Raw genomic sequence first — 14,805 nt, 5'->3', positions numbered from 1 at the left:
CTTCACCTCGTCCGTGGCCTCGAAGACTGCCTGCCGCGTCGATGCAGCGCTCCGGGCCCCGCCCCCAGCGGCTCCCTCCCTGCTGACGTCTCTCACGGCTGTCACGTCGTCGCGCGGCTGCTGGCGGCGCAGGAGCCGTTGCTCAGACCCGGAGAGGACACGTGGGAGAGAGATCCAGGCTCGCGGGGGCTCATCGTTCGGAGCATCCACCCACGCGGGCGAGGAGTCCTCACGCGGCGCGTAGCTCAAGCTTCGGCCACGCCCGGGCGCTTGCGACACGGAGGCACATCCCGTGGCCATCAGCACCAGGGCCAGCAAGAGGGCATCAGCGCGCATTGTCCCCCCAGGCCACCGAGGCGAACGCCCCCGGCCGCAGCGTCCCCTCCGGCGCGGCGGTGGGATGGAACCCGCCGTGTCGAACGCAGGAACGCCGTTGGTTCCCTTCGCGAAGGGGGATGTCAGACTCATGGGCCATCATTCATGACTATCTGGAATTCCTCGTTTTGGGACTTGTTCATGGATGCAGCGGAGAACGGCGAAGAGCTCTTCCATTCGACCATCCACCTCGCGGACCTGCTCTATCCACGCGCGGAGCGGTTGGGAGATGCGCGGCCATCCGAGGAGTGGAGCTTCTCGCACCTGGACACCCGGGCGCGGGCACTGGGGACGTGGCTGCGAACGCTGAACGCGACCGGCGAACGGGTGCTGCTGCTCTATCCTCCGGGCCTCGAATACGTCGTGGGGTTCATGGGCTGCCTGTACGTGGGCGCCATCGCGGTGCCGTGCCATCCGCCGGATCCTTCCCGGCTGGACAGCGCCCTGCCCCAGCTGCTTGCCATCGCTCAAGATTGCGGCGCGCGCTTCGTGCTGACGACGAGCAGCATCCTGGAGATGTCCCCGCGGCTCACTTCGGCGGCGCCGGAGCTGGGTGAGCTCCACTGGGTTGCCACGGACATGGTGCCGACGTCGCTCGCTGAGGATTGGACGCCGCCAGCGCGGGCACCGGAAGCCTTGCCCCCCGTGTCCATGGACGTGCCGCTGCTCGACACGGCGGAGCGGTACATGCTGCTTCGCGAGTCGCACGACCCGACGCCGCCGGATGACTCGCGCTGTCTCCCAGCGCAGTTCCGCGCGCAGGTGGCTCGCACGCCGGACGCGGTGGCGGTGGCGGCGGACGATGAAACGCTCACCTACGCACAGCTGGATGCGGCCAGCGATGCGCTGGCGTGGCACTTGCGCGAGCACGGCGTCGCGCGGGACGTGCGCGTGGGTCTGTGCGTGGAGCGCTCCACGCGCATGGTGGTGGCGATGCTCGGCATCCTCAAGGCAGGCGGCGCGTTCGTGCCGCTGGATCCGGACTGCCCACGGGAACAGCTGGCCGCGATGATGGTGGACTCTCGCTCACGGGTGCTCGTCACGGAGTCCCGCCTGCTCCAGCACCTACCGGCGGACGGCGTGTGCACCGTCCTGCTGGACTCGCAGGACGCGTTCGAACTGGACGTGCTGGGGCCTCCGCGCGCGGGCACGACGCTGGACGACCCTACCTACGTCCTCTACTCGTTCGGCTCCTCCGGCAAGCCCAAGGGCGTGATGGTGTCGCACCAGAGCATGGCGGACTTCTTCAGCGCCATGGACGCACGTGTGGGCGCGGCGCCCGTGGGCACGTGGCTCGCCCTCAACCGCATCTGCTTCGACGGCTCCGTGCTGGAGCTGTTGTGGACGCTCGTCCGCGGCTTCCGCGTCGCGGGAGCACCCCACCCCCGGCAGCCGGGGCTCAGCGCTTGCGCGCGAACAACCGCCGCACTTCCTTGAGGCACGCGTCCGTCACGGCCTCCACGGACAGCTCACCGTCGATTTGCACGATGCGCTCGCGCTTCGCTCGCAGCGTGATGGCCTTGAGGTACTGCTTCCTGGATGTGCTCGGGTTGAAGGACAGCCCCTCGCCCACGGAGCTGAAGTCCGAGGACCGCGCGGGCTATGTGCTCGCCTACGCGGACACCGTGCAGCAGGCGCAAGCCGTGTGCAGGGAGGTCAGCCAGCGGCTCGTGCTGGAGACCGCGTAGACAATGCTTTCTCCGGCGCGGCGGTAGGGTGGAGCCCGCACCGGGCGGTGCGAAACTCCCAGCAGAGTCGCGCCCTTGCCTCGCAAACGCTCAGAGCGACTCGGATTCGAAATCCCGCCTCATGCCCTGTTGTCCCGCGCCATCCCAAGCCATTCCGCAGGGACATGCGACATACGTGCAGCATGGCGCCAGCCCTCCGGGCCGTGAGGGCTGGCACCCATCGCAGACACCCGCGCAGCGGGGCTCTTTCCTACAGCCGGAGCGGCGTGCCGGGCCCCTGAACCGGGTCAAGGTGCTGCACGCCCGCCGACCTCCGGGAAGCGCTCATAGGCCCGCAGGAGCGAGTCCAGATGAGCGGGGTTATCCAGATCGAGCGGCGCGTCGGTGAGTTGCACGACCCACCCGCCAGATGCCGTGCGCCGCGCTCGTGAAAGCAGGTCCGCGTCACGAGCCAGGTCTGGGAACCCGATGGCCCGTGCAGCAGCGGAAGACCAGTAGTTCAGCCACCCGAGAAAGTGCGGAACTTCAGGCGTGGACCTGTCCCATGGGAGCTTGAGCGCCGGCAGCCCGTGGGGCGGAACGTGCAGCTCATCGCCAGGATGGCGGAACTGTTGCGCCACGATCCCACCATAACCGCTCAGCGACGCATGCCCCCATACCGCGCGCGCGCCCTCCGCTACCCCTGCAAGCACGTCGACAGCTCCCGCGATGCCGACTGCGTCTAGTCGCAGGTCCGCATGGATTTCAAAATGCGGCGGCCCCGCTGCGGCAAGACCGTTCGGGTTTTCCAGTCCGGCAACCGTCACGGGCTGGTTATCATCATCGTTGCAGAGGAACGGAAAACCTCCGTTTGTCGTATTGGCCGCGACCCATTCGTCACGTTGAGGCAATGCGATAAAGTCTGCCTTTTCCGACATCGTCCACCCCAAGCGCAAGCCAGGCAGCGCACGCTCCATTGCATGGACAACCGCAGTCGGGCGATCGTCATTGCCCTTGAGCGCAGGCGCGTGGGCGATAATGATGAGGGTTCTATGAGCGGCCGTCATCTCAACACCAATCCATGACAACAACTTTCAGGGTGGGATCTTCGTCGAACAGCACCGCTTTATGCGCGGCGCTTCGCACTCCAATGATGAAGTTGTACCCGCAGTCCCTTGCGAGCCTGGCTTCGCGCCGCAGCTCAGGCAGCTTCATCCTGACAAAGAACCGTTGAGAGCGTGGCGGCTGCTTTTCAAAATCATCCGTCTTGACATCCCACAGCGTGCGAGTGGCGAGCACCAATCCGTCGAAGTTCTTCCCATTGACGAGCACATCCCAGCCGGGGAAGCTGTTGTTGGGAATCCTGTCAGCGCATTCGTTGTGTGGATCGTTGCCGCCCAAATGTCGCACCGGGATGGGCCTGCACTCGGAATGGCGCTCGCGATCCGGTGACTCGGGCGGCACTGGGGGAAACCAGTCCTGCCCCGCTGGCTCGGGCTTCAGCTTGGGATTGCGTTGCACTTCAGCTTCCCGGGACGCCACCTTCGTTCCTCGTGAGGTCCCTGCTTCTTCGGGGTAGGCGTGGCGAAGTTCATAGGCATCCATCGCTTCTTTGATGGCGACGCCGACCACCACCACGCCAAGCACGATCACGGCTCCCACTGCAATCTCAGGAGCCGCCAGCACACAGAACCCGAGTCCCACGGCTGCGGCATCCGCTGAGGCGACCGCGCATCTTCCCGTGGTGTCGTGGAACTCGATTCGGTCATGGTCGAGGGTCCGGTAGCACTTCTCCACCAGCACGGGCCAAGGCTGGGAAGCCTCTCGGACGACGCACTGTCCTCCGTCAGTCCACGGCAGCTTCGCTGCTCGCTGGAGGTTGGCGAGCCTCGGGTTCCGCACCGTTCGCTCATTTCGGGTCGGCGCCGACGTAGCGCAGGCCGAGAGAAAGAGCAGAACTGCGATGCAACCTCGGAGACGCATCATGGTCGCGGCCCTTCAATCAAGCGCGATGCAAGGGGTCAAGGCTCGTCCGCCCGGAGGATGCCAGCTCTCGCAGACGTCGATGGTATTCGGAGCGCGGCAGCACTGCCCGGAGCGCACCAGCGGTGCGAAGACGCGCAAGCACCATGAGCCACGCCAAAGAGTCCGGCGTTTGCCGAAGCCATCCAGGACATCGCCAAGAGGTGCCCGGAGGCGAACACCATCCACTTGGTGGTGGGCACGCGACCATCGAAATGATGATGCGCTACGCCCACCTGAGCCCTGACAACCGCAGGACGGCGGTCAACGTCCTGGACCGGCCTCTTTCGACAGCTCCGTGCTGGAGTTGCTGTGGACGCTCGTCCGCGGCTTCCGCGTCGCGGGAGCACCCCCGGCAGCCGGGGCTCAGCGCTTGCGCGCGAACAACCGCCGCACTTCCTTGAGGCACGCGTCCGTCACGGCCTCCACGGACAGCTCACCGTCGACGTGCACGATGCGCTCGCGCTTCGCTCTCAGCGTGATGGCCTTGAGGTACTGCTTCGCGATCCGCCGCTGGGCCTCGTCCGCTTCGAACAGCTCCGCGGGGCCTCCGCGCACGGCCCGGCGCTTCGCCGCGACCTTGGGGTCCACGCCCACGAACAGCGTCAGGTCCGGCGACACCGCGTGCGCGTTCACCGTGTCCACCCACGCCATGGGCAGGCTCGCGCCCTGGTACGCCAGCGAGGACAGCACGTAGCGGTCGCACAGCACCACCTTGCCCGCCTCCAGCGCCGGCAACACCCTCGCGTGCAGGTGATCCGTCCGGTCCGCCGCGAACAGCAGCGCCAACGTCTCCTGCGCCAACGGCCCCCGGCCGTGCGGCAAGCCCAGGCGGCCCGTGAGCGCCTGGCGCAGCATCGTTCCCACCGGACCGTCGGACGGCTCGCGCGTCGTCACCACCGCGTGCCCGTCCGCCCTCAGCGCGGACGCCAGCCGCTCCGTCTGCGTGGTGGTGCCCGCGCCGTCCAGGCCCTCCAACACGATGAATCGCCCCGGCAGGGCGACCTTCCTGGCGGCGCTCACCGGGGAAGGAGCGCCGCGGGGTTGTCCAGGTGCAGCTCGCGGCGCAGCGCGAGCAACGCCTCGTACCGCTGCAACTCCTCCGTCAGCACCGCGCGACCCTTGCGGTAGCTGAGGAAGCCGTACACCAGCAGCCCCAGCGCCAGGAGCGTGGCACCCCAGGCCAGGAACGGCGTGCGCAACGAGTCGTAGAACAGCTTCCCCGCCGCCCCTGAAATCAACATGAAGGCGATGATGGACACACCCGCGTGGGTGAAATGGGTGGTGCTCTGCCGGGTCGACAGGCTCTCCTGCAACTGGTCGAACCGGGCCCGCTTGTCCTGGATGTCTGCGCTCACGGAGCCGAGCACCCTACATCACGCGCCCCAGCCCGTCGAGTCGCACGCCGGCCAGCACCCACCTACACGGACGCGCAGTCCCAGCTTGCGCTCATCCCAGCCATTGAACGGACGCACGCTTGGCCCCCGGGCATGGCTTGCCACCCCACCCCCCTCGCGTTACATGCCGCGAACCATGCCTCTCCACGTCGTCAGCAGGATGAGTTCCCCCGACATGAGCCGTGACTCCGAGTTGAACACCATCGAGGAGGCCATCCGCGACATCCAGGCTGGCAAGTGCGTCATCGTCGCCGACGACGAGGACCGCGAGAACGAAGGCGACCTCATCATGGCCGCCGAGCTCGCCACCCCCGAGATGCTGGCGTTCATGGTCCGCCACACCAGCGGCATCATCTGCCAGCCCATGCTCGCCGAGCGGCTGGACTCGCTGCGCCTGCCCCAGATGGTGGCGGAGAACACCGAGTCCCACCGCACCGCCTTCACCGTCTCCGTGGACTTCCGCCACGGCACCACCACCGGCGTCTCCGCCAGCGACCGCACGAAGACCATCCGCGCGCTCGCCGACCCGAACAGCACCGCGGATGACTTCCTGCGCCCCGGCCACATCTTCCCGCTGCGCTACCGCGAAGGCGGCGTGCTGCGCCGCGCGGGCCACACCGAAGCGGCCGTGGACCTGGCGCGGCTCGCCGGCCTGCAGCCCTCCGGCATCCTCTGCGAGCTGGTGAAGGACGACGGCACCATGCAGCGCATGCCGGACCTGAAGCAGTTCGCGCGCGAGCACGACCTCAAGCTCGTCACCATCGCGGACCTCATCGAGTACCGCAGCCGCAAGGACCGCCTGGTCCGCCGTGAGTCCGGCCAGAGCGTCGTGCGCACCCGCCACGGTGAGTTCACCGCCCTCACCTACACGTGGACGCCCGACGGCGCGAAGTCGCTCGTCCTGGTGAAGGGCGACCCGTCGAAGACCCAGCCCGCCCCGCTGGTGCGCCTGCACGGCGCCTGCGCCATGGGCGACGTGTTCGGGTCACCGGACTGCAAGTGCAACCTGCTGCTGGACCGCGCGATGGAGACCGTGGCGCGCGAGGGCACGGGCGTCATCGTCTACCTGCCCGGCATGCACGGCAACGACTTCGGCATCCACCACAAGCGCGCGGGCGACGGCAGCAACGCGTCCGTCAGCCGCGCGGCCAACGAGTCCCGCGACGTGGGCATGGGCTGCCAGATCCTCACCGACCTGGGCGTGAGCACCCTGCGCGTGATGTCCAACACGGACATGACCTACCGGGGCCTCTCCGGCTTCGGCCTCACCATCGAGTCGCGCCTGCCGCTCGAGGTGGAGTAGCGCGACCCGGGACGCGCGCGAGGCTTCAGCCCAGGTCCTTCAGGGCCTCGCGCACGGCGGACAGGTCCGCGGGCAGCTCCACCGGCGGGTTCGCGTGCGCGGCCTTCACGTCGCTCAGCGTCTCCCGGTGGTAGCCCACCTTGAAGTCCGCGAACTTCAGCCCGTGCGCGGTGGCCACCACCGCGACGCTGGAGCCCCTGGCCATCACGCCCGACGCGGCCAGCTTCTCCACCGCCGCCAGCGCGACCCCCGTCTGAGGACAGGCGAAGGTGCCCTCGCGGTCCGCCCGGGCCGCGGCGTTGGCCAGCTCTGACTCCGTCGCCTCCTCCACCACGCCGTCGAACGCGCGCAGCATCCGCACCGCGCGGCGGAAGGACACCGGGTTGCCAATCTGGATGGCGGACGCGAGCGTCGCTCCCGCCTGCATGGGCACCAGCTCCTGGAAGCCGCCCCGGAAGGCGCGCGCCAGGGGGTTGGCCCGCTGCGACTGTGCCACCGCGATGCGCGGCCGGCGGGTGATGAGCCCCAGGTTGAAGAGCAGGTCCAGGCCCCGGCCCAGGGCGCTCGCGTTGCCCAGGTTACCGCCCGGGATGACGATCCAATCCGGCGGCTCCCAGCCCAGGTCCTGGCACAGCTCGATGGCGATCATCTTCTGGCCCTCGATGCGCAGCGAGTTCATCGAGTTCGCCAGGTACAGCCCCGTGTCCGCCGTCACCGCCTGCACCAGCTTCATGCAGCCGTCGAAGTCCGTGTCCAGCGACAGCACGCGCGCCCCGTTGGCGATGGGCTGCACCAGCTGCGCGAGCGACACCTTGTTCTTCGGCAGGAACACCACCGCCGGGATGCCCGCCGCCGCGGCGTACGCGGACAGCGCCGCGGACGTGTCGCCCGTGGACGCGCACGCCACCGCGCGGATGGGCGTGCCGCGCGAGCGCAGGTGCTTCACCGCGGACACCAGGACCGTCATCCCCCAATCCTTGAAGCTGCCCGTCGGGGAGACGCCGCACTCCTTCAACATCAGCGAGCCCAGCCCCAGCTCCGCCGCCATGCGCGGCAGCGGCTTGAGCGGCACGCGCCCTTCTCCCAGCGAGACGATGTCCTCCACCGGCAGCTCGGGCAGCGCCCACTCGCGCTTGCCCCAGACGCCAGAGCCGTCCGGCAGCCGGGACGTCGCGAAGCGGGACTCGAAGCGGCGCTTCCACTCCGCCGCGGGGATGGCGCGCAGGGCAGCCTCGTCGTGGGCCACCTCCAGCAGTCCCTCACAGCGCGGGCAGCGGTAGACGACGTCCCACAGCGAGGCGGTGAAGCCGCAACCCTCGCTGCACGCGTAGCCCGCCTTCAGCGCCGGGGCCGTCACGCCTCCACCTTCGTGCCACACGCCACGCACGCGCGGCCCGGCCAGGCCGGCACGTGGCAGGAGGGACAGGGCACGCGCTCGCCGTCGTCCGCGCCCCCGCGCTTCGCCGTCACGGGCGCAGCCACCCGGGTCCGGGGCAGCCGCATGCCGCAGCCGTCACACAAGAGGCCCTCCGCCTGGACATGGCGGCAGTAGCGGCACGTCACCGCGCCCACCGGAGCGGCGGTGCGCACGCCGTCGTCCTGCGCGCGGCCCGTGTCCAGGTCCATCATCTGCGCGACGGGCACGTCGCCCGTGGCGCCCGAACGGGTCAACTCCAGGTCGGGAACGACCATCGCCGGCAGGTCCGGCCCCGAGCGCAGCCGCGTCAGGTCCAGCTCCGGCAGCACGGGCGCGTCCACCGGCACGCGGCCCCCCGCGTGGTGCGTCAGCTCCAGCTCCGGCAACGGGGCCACGACAGGCGCGGGGATGTTCATGAGGCCGGGGAAGCGCTTGCCACAGCCTTCGCACTCTTCGCCTTCCGACTGCACGTGGTCGCAGACCGGGCAGATGATCATGGGCGGGACGTTACCGGTCCCCTCTCCGCTCGGCAACGCGACCCCGGGACGCGGGGAGTGGGCATGCAGGCGCGCGGCCTGTCGCACCCGCTCAGCCCGGGGCGGAGGAGCCCAGGCCCACCATGGGGACGAAGCGCACCGGCAGCAGGTGCTCCACCCGGGGCAGCATCCCCGGCTGTCCCCGGCGGATGCGCAGCAGCTCCTGCGTCTCGTTCACGGAGCCCACGGGGATGACCATCCGCCCCCCGGGCCTCAGCTGGCGCAGGAGCTCCCGGGGGACCTCCGCCGGCGCGGCGGTGGCGATGATGGCGTCGAAGGGCGCGACCTTGGCCCAACCCTGGGAGCCGTCCCCCTCCCGGTAGAACACGTTGGTGAAGCCCAGCCGGTGGAGCAGCCGCCGGGCGGGCCGGGCCAGCTCGCGGACGATCTCCACCGTGAAGACCTCGCGGGCCAGCATCGCGAGCACCGCCGTCTGGTAGCCGGAGCCGGTGCCGATCTCGAGCACGCGCTCACAGCCGCGCAGGCGCAGGGCCTCCGTCATCAGGGCCACCACGTAGGGCTGGCTGATGGTCTGCCCGTGGCCAATGGGTAACGGCACGTCCTGATGGGCCGAGTCCCGCGCACCCAAGGGCACGAAGTCCGCACGGCTCAGGTTGGCGATCGCCGCGAGCACCCGTCGATCCCGGATGCCCTGCCGCGCCAGATACTCCGCTCGGCCCCAGTCTCCCATCGCGTCCGTCCCCCGTGGTCCTCCAGCAGGAAAAGTAAGCACGACGACAGTCCGGGGCAATCCAGGGGGCCGGCGCAGGCCTCCTCGGGCCTACCCCACCCGGGCAAGCGCGAGCCGGCCCTCCCAGCGCTCCTCCAGCGCCTTCACGAGCCCCTGGTGGTCCGGCTTCTGGAGCTGGGGGTCGGCGTCCGTGATGCGCCGCGCTTCCACCTGGGCGAGCGACAACAGGTCGCCGTCGCGCACGAGGTTCGCCACGGCCAGCTCCGGGAGGCCGCTCTGCCTCGTGCCCAGGAACTCGCCGGGGCCGCGGATCTCCAGGTCCTTCTCCGCGATGACGAAGCCGTCGCTGCTGCGCTCCATCACGCCCAGCCGCTCGGTGGACTCCCAGGAGCGCGCGGCGCCCGCGACGAGGAAGCAGTAGCTGGCCGCGGCGCCACGGCCCACGCGCCCGCGCAGCTGGTGCAGCTGCGACAGGCCGAAGCGCTCCGCGGCCTCCACCACCATCACGGACGCGTTGGGCACGTCCACGCCCACCTCCACCACCGTGGTGCAGACAAGCAGCTGGATGCGCTTGTCGCGGAAGGCCTCCATCACGGCGTCCTTCTCCTCCGGCTTCATGCGCCCGTGCAGCAGGCCTACGCTGGCGTTGGGGAACACCACTTGAAGCTTCGTCGCGCCCTGGGTGGCGTCCTCCAGGTCCAGCTTCTCCGACTCCTCCACCAGCGGATAGACGACGTAGGCCTGGTGGCCCTTGGCCAGCTCCGCGCCCACCGCTTCGTAGACGCGCGCGCGCTGCTCGTTGTTGAAGACGCGCGTGGTGATGGGCGTGCGGCCCGGCGGGAGCTGGTCGATGATGGACACGTCCAGGTCGCCGTAGAGCGTCATCGCGAGCGTGCGCGGGATGGGCGTGGCGGTCATCACCAGCACGTCCGGCGTGAGCCCCTTGCTCATGAGCGTGTGGCGCTGGAGCACGCCGAAGCGGTGCTGCTCGTCGATGACCACCAGCCCCAGCTTCTGGAAGGACACGCCCCCCTCCAGCAGCGCGTGCGTGCCCACGGCGAGGTGGATGTCGCCCTTCGCCACGGACTCGCGCACCTCGCGCTTGTGCTTCGCGGTGCCCGCCGCGCTGATGAGCCCCACGCGGTAGCCCAGCGGCTCCAGGATGCGGCGGAAGGTGCGCTCGTGCTGTTCGGCCAGGATTTCAGTGGGGGCCATCACCGCCACCTGGTAGCCGTCCTGGAGCGCCACCATGCCGGCCACGAGCGCCACGGCCGTCTTGCCGCTGCCCACGTCGCCCTGCACCAGCCGGTTCATGGGCTCCGGGCGCGCCATGTCCCGGGAGAGGTCCCCCACCACGCGCGCCTGCGCCCCGGTGAGCTGGAAGGGCAGCGCGGCGCGCGCCTTGTCCAGCCGCTCCGGGGCGACATTGAAGGCGATGCCCTCCTCCGCCTTGACGCCCTGGCGCTTGAGGGCCATGCCCAGCTGGAGGAAGAACAGCTCGTCGAACGCGAGCCGGCGGTGCGCGGGGCTCTGGTGCGCGTCCAGCGCCTCCAGGTCCGCGTCGTCGGGCGGGAAGTGGATGAAGCGCAGCGCGTCCGGCAGGCCCATCAGGTGGTAGCGGCGGCGCAGGTCCGCGGGCAGCGGCTCTTCCAGGTGGTGCGCGTGCTGCTCGCTGATGCGCGAGGCCAGCTCGCGGAAGGAGCGCTGCTCGCCGCGCTCGAAGCCCGGGTAGACGGGGACGATGCGGTGGAAGTGGACGGAGGTCGTGTTCTCCAGGTCCTCGGCGGGCTCCAGCTCCGGGTGGGCCATCTCCCGGCCGTTCATGGAGGCGCGCACCTCGCCGGAGAGCACCAGCTGCTTGCCCACGGAGAAGCGGCTCTTGAGCCACGGCCCGGCGTTGAAATAGGTGGCGGCGATGCTGCCGGAGCGGTCCCCCACGACGGCGCGGAACATGCGCTTGCCGCCACGCCCCGGGACGAAGTCCGCCGTCTTCACGGTGCCCACCGTCACGCCGCGCTCGCCGGGGATGAGCTCCGCGATGGTGCGCAGCTTGCGGCGGTCCTCGTAACAGCGTGGCAACAGGAACAGGATGTCGCCGGTGCGGCGCAGGCCCTTCTTGTCGAGCACGGCGACGAGCCGCGGCCCCAGGCGCTTGCCCAGCGTCTTGAGCGGCGCGGACAGTGGGCCCGTGCGCGGCGCGATGGACAGCAGCTTCGCCTCGGAGCGGGACGCCTCCGCGCCCACGGCCTTGGCCTTCTTCTTCCGGGCCTTCTCCGTGGGAGCGCGGTCCGCGGGCGGAGCGCCCTTGCGAGGGTCGGTGCTCGCATTGGGCTTCGCGCCCGGAGCACGGGCCGGCGCACCCGCGGGAACGGCTGCGTTCCGGGCCGCGGCCATGCGCGCACCGTAGGGCTGGGCGTCGCCTTGCGCGGGGCCTGTCGAGGCGCCCCGGGATGCCGCCATGCGCGCGCCGTAAGGCACCGGCTCGCCCTTCACCGGGCCTGCATTCCCGCCTTGGGGACCCGCTCCGGGCGAAGGCGAACGGGCCTGCTGCCGGGATGCGGGCGCAGGCGTTGCCGCCGGAACGGCACCGCCCACCGGCGGCACGGGGTCCTGCGAACGCCATGGCGGCACGGTGTTGCCACGCGCCTCCAGCGTCCCCGGCGGCGGCGTCAACCGGCGGCGCGACGGCGCGGGGTTCAGCTCCCCTTCCAGCACGTGCGCACGCTCCGGCGACCGGGGAAAGCTCGCCGCCACGGCGTTGATCTCCCCCGTGACGACCACCCGCTCCAGCTCCTCCGGCAGCACCACGCCGCTGAGCTTCAGCGCACCCAGCACCTGGCGCAGCGCGGCCTTGCGGTGCTCCGGCGGCGCGGGCGGATCCACGTGCGGCAGCGCCGCCCTCAAGTCCTCCAGGACTCGCGCGTCCACGCCCCCGGCCGACTCCAGGGTGCGCTCCATCAACGTGCGCAGATCCCGCACGGTCCCGAGCTGGGCGAAGTCACGCTGACACGCGTACTTGAGAGGTCTGATGAGGCTGGCGAGCGGGTGGTTCACGCGGGATTTCCAGCCTCCATCCTACGAAGCGCTCCTGACGCCGCAGGGAAAACGAAACCGGGGGAGCGAGCCCAGGCCCGCCCCCCCGAAGGACACCCGGCCAGCCGGGCCTCAGCGCTAGCTGGCCGCCTCTTCCCGCGGATCCTCGAAGCTGATGGAGACGACCTCCAGCTCGCGCACGCCGCCGGGGCTCTGCACCGTGGCGATGTCGCCCACCTTCTTGCCGATGAGCGCGCGCGCCACCGGCGAAGTCACGGCGATCCACCGCTTCTTCAGGTCGGCCTCCGTCTCACCCACCAGACGGTAGCTGATGGTCTTGTCGTTCTCCGTGTCCACCAGCTCCACGGTGGCGCCGAAGATGACCTTGTCGCCACCCAGCTTCGCTGGGTCGATGACCTCCGCGCGGGCGATCCAGTCGCCGAGGGTCAGGATGCGCCCCTCGATGTGCGACTGCTTCTCCTTGGCCGCGTGGTACTCCGCGTTCTCACGCAGGTCGCCGTGCGCACGGGCGACCTCGATTTCACGCGAAATCTTGCCCCGCTCCACGGACTGGAGGTGCTTCAGCTCGTCCTTGAGCTTCTGCAGACCGTGGGGGGTCATCGGGATGTTGTCGCTCCCGCTCATCGAACCACCGCTCCTTCCATCACCTGGCTGCGCATCGGAGGTCCGGCGTTCCCTCCTGGAACCCGGCCCGCGACTCGAAAGGGTCAATGTAGGGAACGAGTGACTGGCCGGTCAACGAAAGCCTTACAGCCATCGTCCGGTAGTGGCTGGGCGCCCGACGGCCGACCCGTTAGGCTGCTCCACGTGCTGTCCGTCCAGGAATTGCGCGCACTCGCCTCCGCCCTCCCCGTGGGCGCCTTCCAGCATCAGCTGGGCCCCTTCGCGCTGGTGCAGCGTCCGCCGTCGGAGCTGTCCGCCGCCGCGCTCGCGCCCACCCGCATGGCGGACCCCGGCGACGTCGAGCAGGGCATGCTCGCCCTGCTCTTCGAGTTCGACGACCTGCTCGTCGCCACCCTCCCCACCCTCAGGGATTCGGAGGTGCTGCGCATTGGCCGGAGGCTGGACTGCGAGCTGGTGCTGGACGACGCGTCCGTGTCCAAGCAGCACGCGGAGCTCAAGTGGAGCCGCGCTGCGGGCCGCTGCACCGTGCGCGACCTGGGCTCCACCAACGGCACCTTCGTCAATGCCAGCACCATCGGGCAGCGCGAGGTGCCGCTCCGGGGCGGCGACATCCTCAGCTTCGGGAACGTCCAGTTCTGGTACCTGCTCACGGACGCGCTGCATGAACGGCTGCGCGTGGGCGCGGCCTCCGGCCTGGGCTCCCACTCCGGCTGAAGGCCACCCGCCTTCACCTCACGGACAGGCGCCGCAGTCCGCCGCGCACGCGTCGTAGGTGTCGGACGCCCCGCAGGACTCCGTCACCTGGCAGATGCCGTCGCCGCACACGGCCAGGTCCGCGGCGCGCACACGCGTGGTGAGCGGCTGGAAGCTCACGCCGCCCACCGTGCAGCTCACGAAGGCCGCGCCCGCCGCTTCCCCCTGCGTGCACACGTCCGAGCAGCTCCCCACGTAGACGAGCGGCGCGCACGTCATGCGGGGCATCCCGGAGCCATCCACCACCGCGCACGCGCGCGTGGTGCTCTGGGTCGCGTCCAGCGGCGGGTTCTGGCTGCCCGCGTAGAGCCCCTGGCCCTGGAAGAGGTTGCCGAAGAAGCAGGACTCCGGCCGGGCGAAGGAGGCCAACTCACCGTCGGAGGCGGGGATCTCCTCCCCCAGCCCGTCCCGTCCCAGCACGGAGATGGGCACGCTCACACCGAAGGGATTGCTGTGCGCCGCGAGGCACGCGGAGACAATCTGCTGTTCGGCCACCGTCGCGGGAGCGCCACCGGCCCAGCCCGGCGCCAGGCCCAGCAGGCCCGTCCAGGTGTGCACCGTGTTCGTCTGGGGATCCGTGAACGTGCGCGTCTGCCCTTCCGGGACGGCGCAGCGCACGATGTAGCGCATGACCTCCTCCGCGAGCGCCGGATCCGCGCCGTACCACGACGCGAAGTCAATGGATGACAAGCCATTGAACGACAGCCCGTTGAAGGACAACCCGTTGAAGGACAGGCCATTGAACGACAGCCCGTTGTACGAAAGGCTGTTGTAGCTGAGGGCGGCCTGCTCCTGCGTGGCCAGCGGATCCGCGGGCCCGGGCTCCCGGGCTCCCGGGGCACAGCCCGCTCCCATGACGGCCAGGGCCAGTCCCCACGCCCACCGTGAGAGCCCCCCCACGCCACGACGACGCCCGTTCTCCACGTTCCCCATGTGTGCAACCTCCTGCTACCGCGGGCGCTCCGA

15 protein-coding genes are annotated in these 14,805 nt (G+C 70.0%); 4 read left to right on the top strand and 11 right to left on the bottom strand.

Annotated elements, in window-relative coordinates; all coding sequences use genetic code 11:
* The first annotated feature begins 516 nt into the window (after positions 1-516).
* The gene (locus D7Y21_RS04575) at positions 517-1,812 is read left to right on the top strand and encodes an AMP-binding protein (protein WP_158627229.1); all 1,296 of its coding nucleotides are present in this window, start codon (positions 517-519) and stop codon (positions 1,810-1,812) included.
* Here D7Y21_RS04575 and D7Y21_RS04570 read toward each other — a convergent pair.
* Complete coding sequence (locus D7Y21_RS04570) at positions 1,775-1,948, bottom strand: hypothetical protein (protein ID WP_199735353.1); 174 nt, start codon at positions 1,946-1,948, stop codon at positions 1,775-1,777. The two genes, D7Y21_RS04575 and D7Y21_RS04570, sit on opposite strands and share 38 nt — an antisense overlap.
* Between D7Y21_RS04570 and D7Y21_RS41680 the strand changes: the two genes are divergently transcribed.
* Complete coding sequence (locus D7Y21_RS41680; protein ID WP_158627228.1) at positions 1,926-2,063, top strand: hypothetical protein; 138 nt, start codon at positions 1,926-1,928, stop codon at positions 2,061-2,063. The two genes, D7Y21_RS04570 and D7Y21_RS41680, sit on opposite strands and share 23 nt — an antisense overlap.
* Positions 2,064-2,350: 287 nt before the next feature.
* On the opposite strand, the gene D7Y21_RS04565 is transcribed toward D7Y21_RS41680, so the two are convergent.
* The 4 genes from D7Y21_RS04565 to D7Y21_RS04545 all read right to left on the bottom strand — a co-directional run bounded on the left by D7Y21_RS04565 (position 2,351) and on the right by D7Y21_RS04545 (position 5,422).
* The gene (locus tag D7Y21_RS04565) at positions 2,351-3,109 is read right to left on the bottom strand and encodes a DUF5953 family protein (protein WP_121711481.1); all 759 of its coding nucleotides are present in this window, start codon (positions 3,107-3,109) and stop codon (positions 2,351-2,353) included.
* A gap of 1 nt (position 3,110) precedes the next feature.
* A complete protein-coding gene (locus D7Y21_RS04560; RefSeq protein WP_370038109.1) occupies positions 3,111-3,845 on the bottom strand; it encodes a DUF6310 domain-containing protein in 735 nt (244 codons plus the stop codon).
* Between the two features lie 585 nt (positions 3,846-4,430).
* Positions 4,431-5,087, bottom strand: a complete 657-nt coding sequence (gene tmk, locus D7Y21_RS04550; protein WP_120568343.1) for a dTMP kinase — start codon at positions 5,085-5,087, stop codon at positions 4,431-4,433.
* Complete coding sequence (locus D7Y21_RS04545) at positions 5,084-5,422, bottom strand: hypothetical protein (RefSeq protein WP_233611977.1); 339 nt, start codon at positions 5,420-5,422, stop codon at positions 5,084-5,086. The genes tmk and D7Y21_RS04545 overlap by 4 nt, the downstream gene beginning before the upstream one ends.
* Positions 5,423-5,636: 214 nt before the next feature.
* Between D7Y21_RS04545 and ribB the strand changes: the two genes are divergently transcribed.
* On the top strand, positions 5,637-6,764 hold the full coding sequence (gene ribB / locus D7Y21_RS04540) for a 3,4-dihydroxy-2-butanone-4-phosphate synthase (RefSeq protein ID WP_120568345.1): 1,128 nt from the start codon (positions 5,637-5,639) through the stop codon (positions 6,762-6,764).
* 25 nt (positions 6,765-6,789) lie between these two features.
* Here the strand turns inward: ribB and thrC are convergent, their stop codons facing one another.
* The 5 genes from thrC to greA all read right to left on the bottom strand — a co-directional run bounded on the left by thrC (position 6,790) and on the right by greA (position 13,086).
* Positions 6,790-8,121, bottom strand: a complete 1,332-nt coding sequence (gene thrC, locus D7Y21_RS04535; RefSeq protein WP_120568346.1) for a threonine synthase — start codon at positions 8,119-8,121, stop codon at positions 6,790-6,792.
* Positions 8,118-8,678 (bottom strand): hypothetical protein, encoded by a 561-nt coding sequence (locus D7Y21_RS04530; protein ID WP_120568347.1) that lies wholly within the window; start codon positions 8,676-8,678, stop codon positions 8,118-8,120. The genes thrC and D7Y21_RS04530 overlap by 4 nt, the downstream gene beginning before the upstream one ends.
* 91 nt (positions 8,679-8,769) lie before the next feature.
* Positions 8,770-9,408, bottom strand: a complete 639-nt coding sequence (locus D7Y21_RS04525; RefSeq protein WP_120568348.1) for a protein-L-isoaspartate(D-aspartate) O-methyltransferase — start codon at positions 9,406-9,408, stop codon at positions 8,770-8,772.
* A 90-nt stretch (positions 9,409-9,498) separates the two neighbouring features.
* Positions 9,499-12,462, bottom strand: a complete 2,964-nt coding sequence (gene recG, locus D7Y21_RS04520; RefSeq protein WP_121711475.1) for an ATP-dependent DNA helicase RecG — start codon at positions 12,460-12,462, stop codon at positions 9,499-9,501.
* A 117-nt stretch (positions 12,463-12,579) separates the two neighbouring features.
* Positions 12,580-13,086, bottom strand: a complete 507-nt coding sequence (greA, locus tag D7Y21_RS04515; RefSeq protein ID WP_120567767.1) for a transcription elongation factor GreA — start codon at positions 13,084-13,086, stop codon at positions 12,580-12,582.
* A gap of 183 nt (positions 13,087-13,269) precedes the next feature.
* Here greA and D7Y21_RS04510 point away from each other — a divergent pair, with 183 nt between their 5' ends.
* Positions 13,270-13,800, top strand: a complete 531-nt coding sequence (locus tag D7Y21_RS04510) for an FHA domain-containing protein (RefSeq protein ID WP_120574237.1) — start codon at positions 13,270-13,272, stop codon at positions 13,798-13,800.
* A gap of 18 nt (positions 13,801-13,818) precedes the next feature.
* Here D7Y21_RS04510 and D7Y21_RS04505 read toward each other — a convergent pair whose 3' ends face one another.
* Positions 13,819-14,772 carry a hypothetical protein gene (locus D7Y21_RS04505; protein WP_121711473.1) on the bottom strand — a complete coding sequence of 318 codons (954 nt, stop codon included), beginning with the start codon at positions 14,770-14,772 and terminating at the stop codon, positions 13,819-13,821.
* Positions 14,773-14,805: the final 33 nt, after the last annotated feature.

The sequence above is a fragment of the Corallococcus sp. AB045 genome, from assembly GCF_003668895.1.
Classification (GTDB): Bacteria; Myxococcota; Myxococcia; order Myxococcales; family Myxococcaceae; genus Corallococcus; species Corallococcus coralloides.
This window is presented reverse-complemented; position numbering and strand designations above follow the sequence as displayed.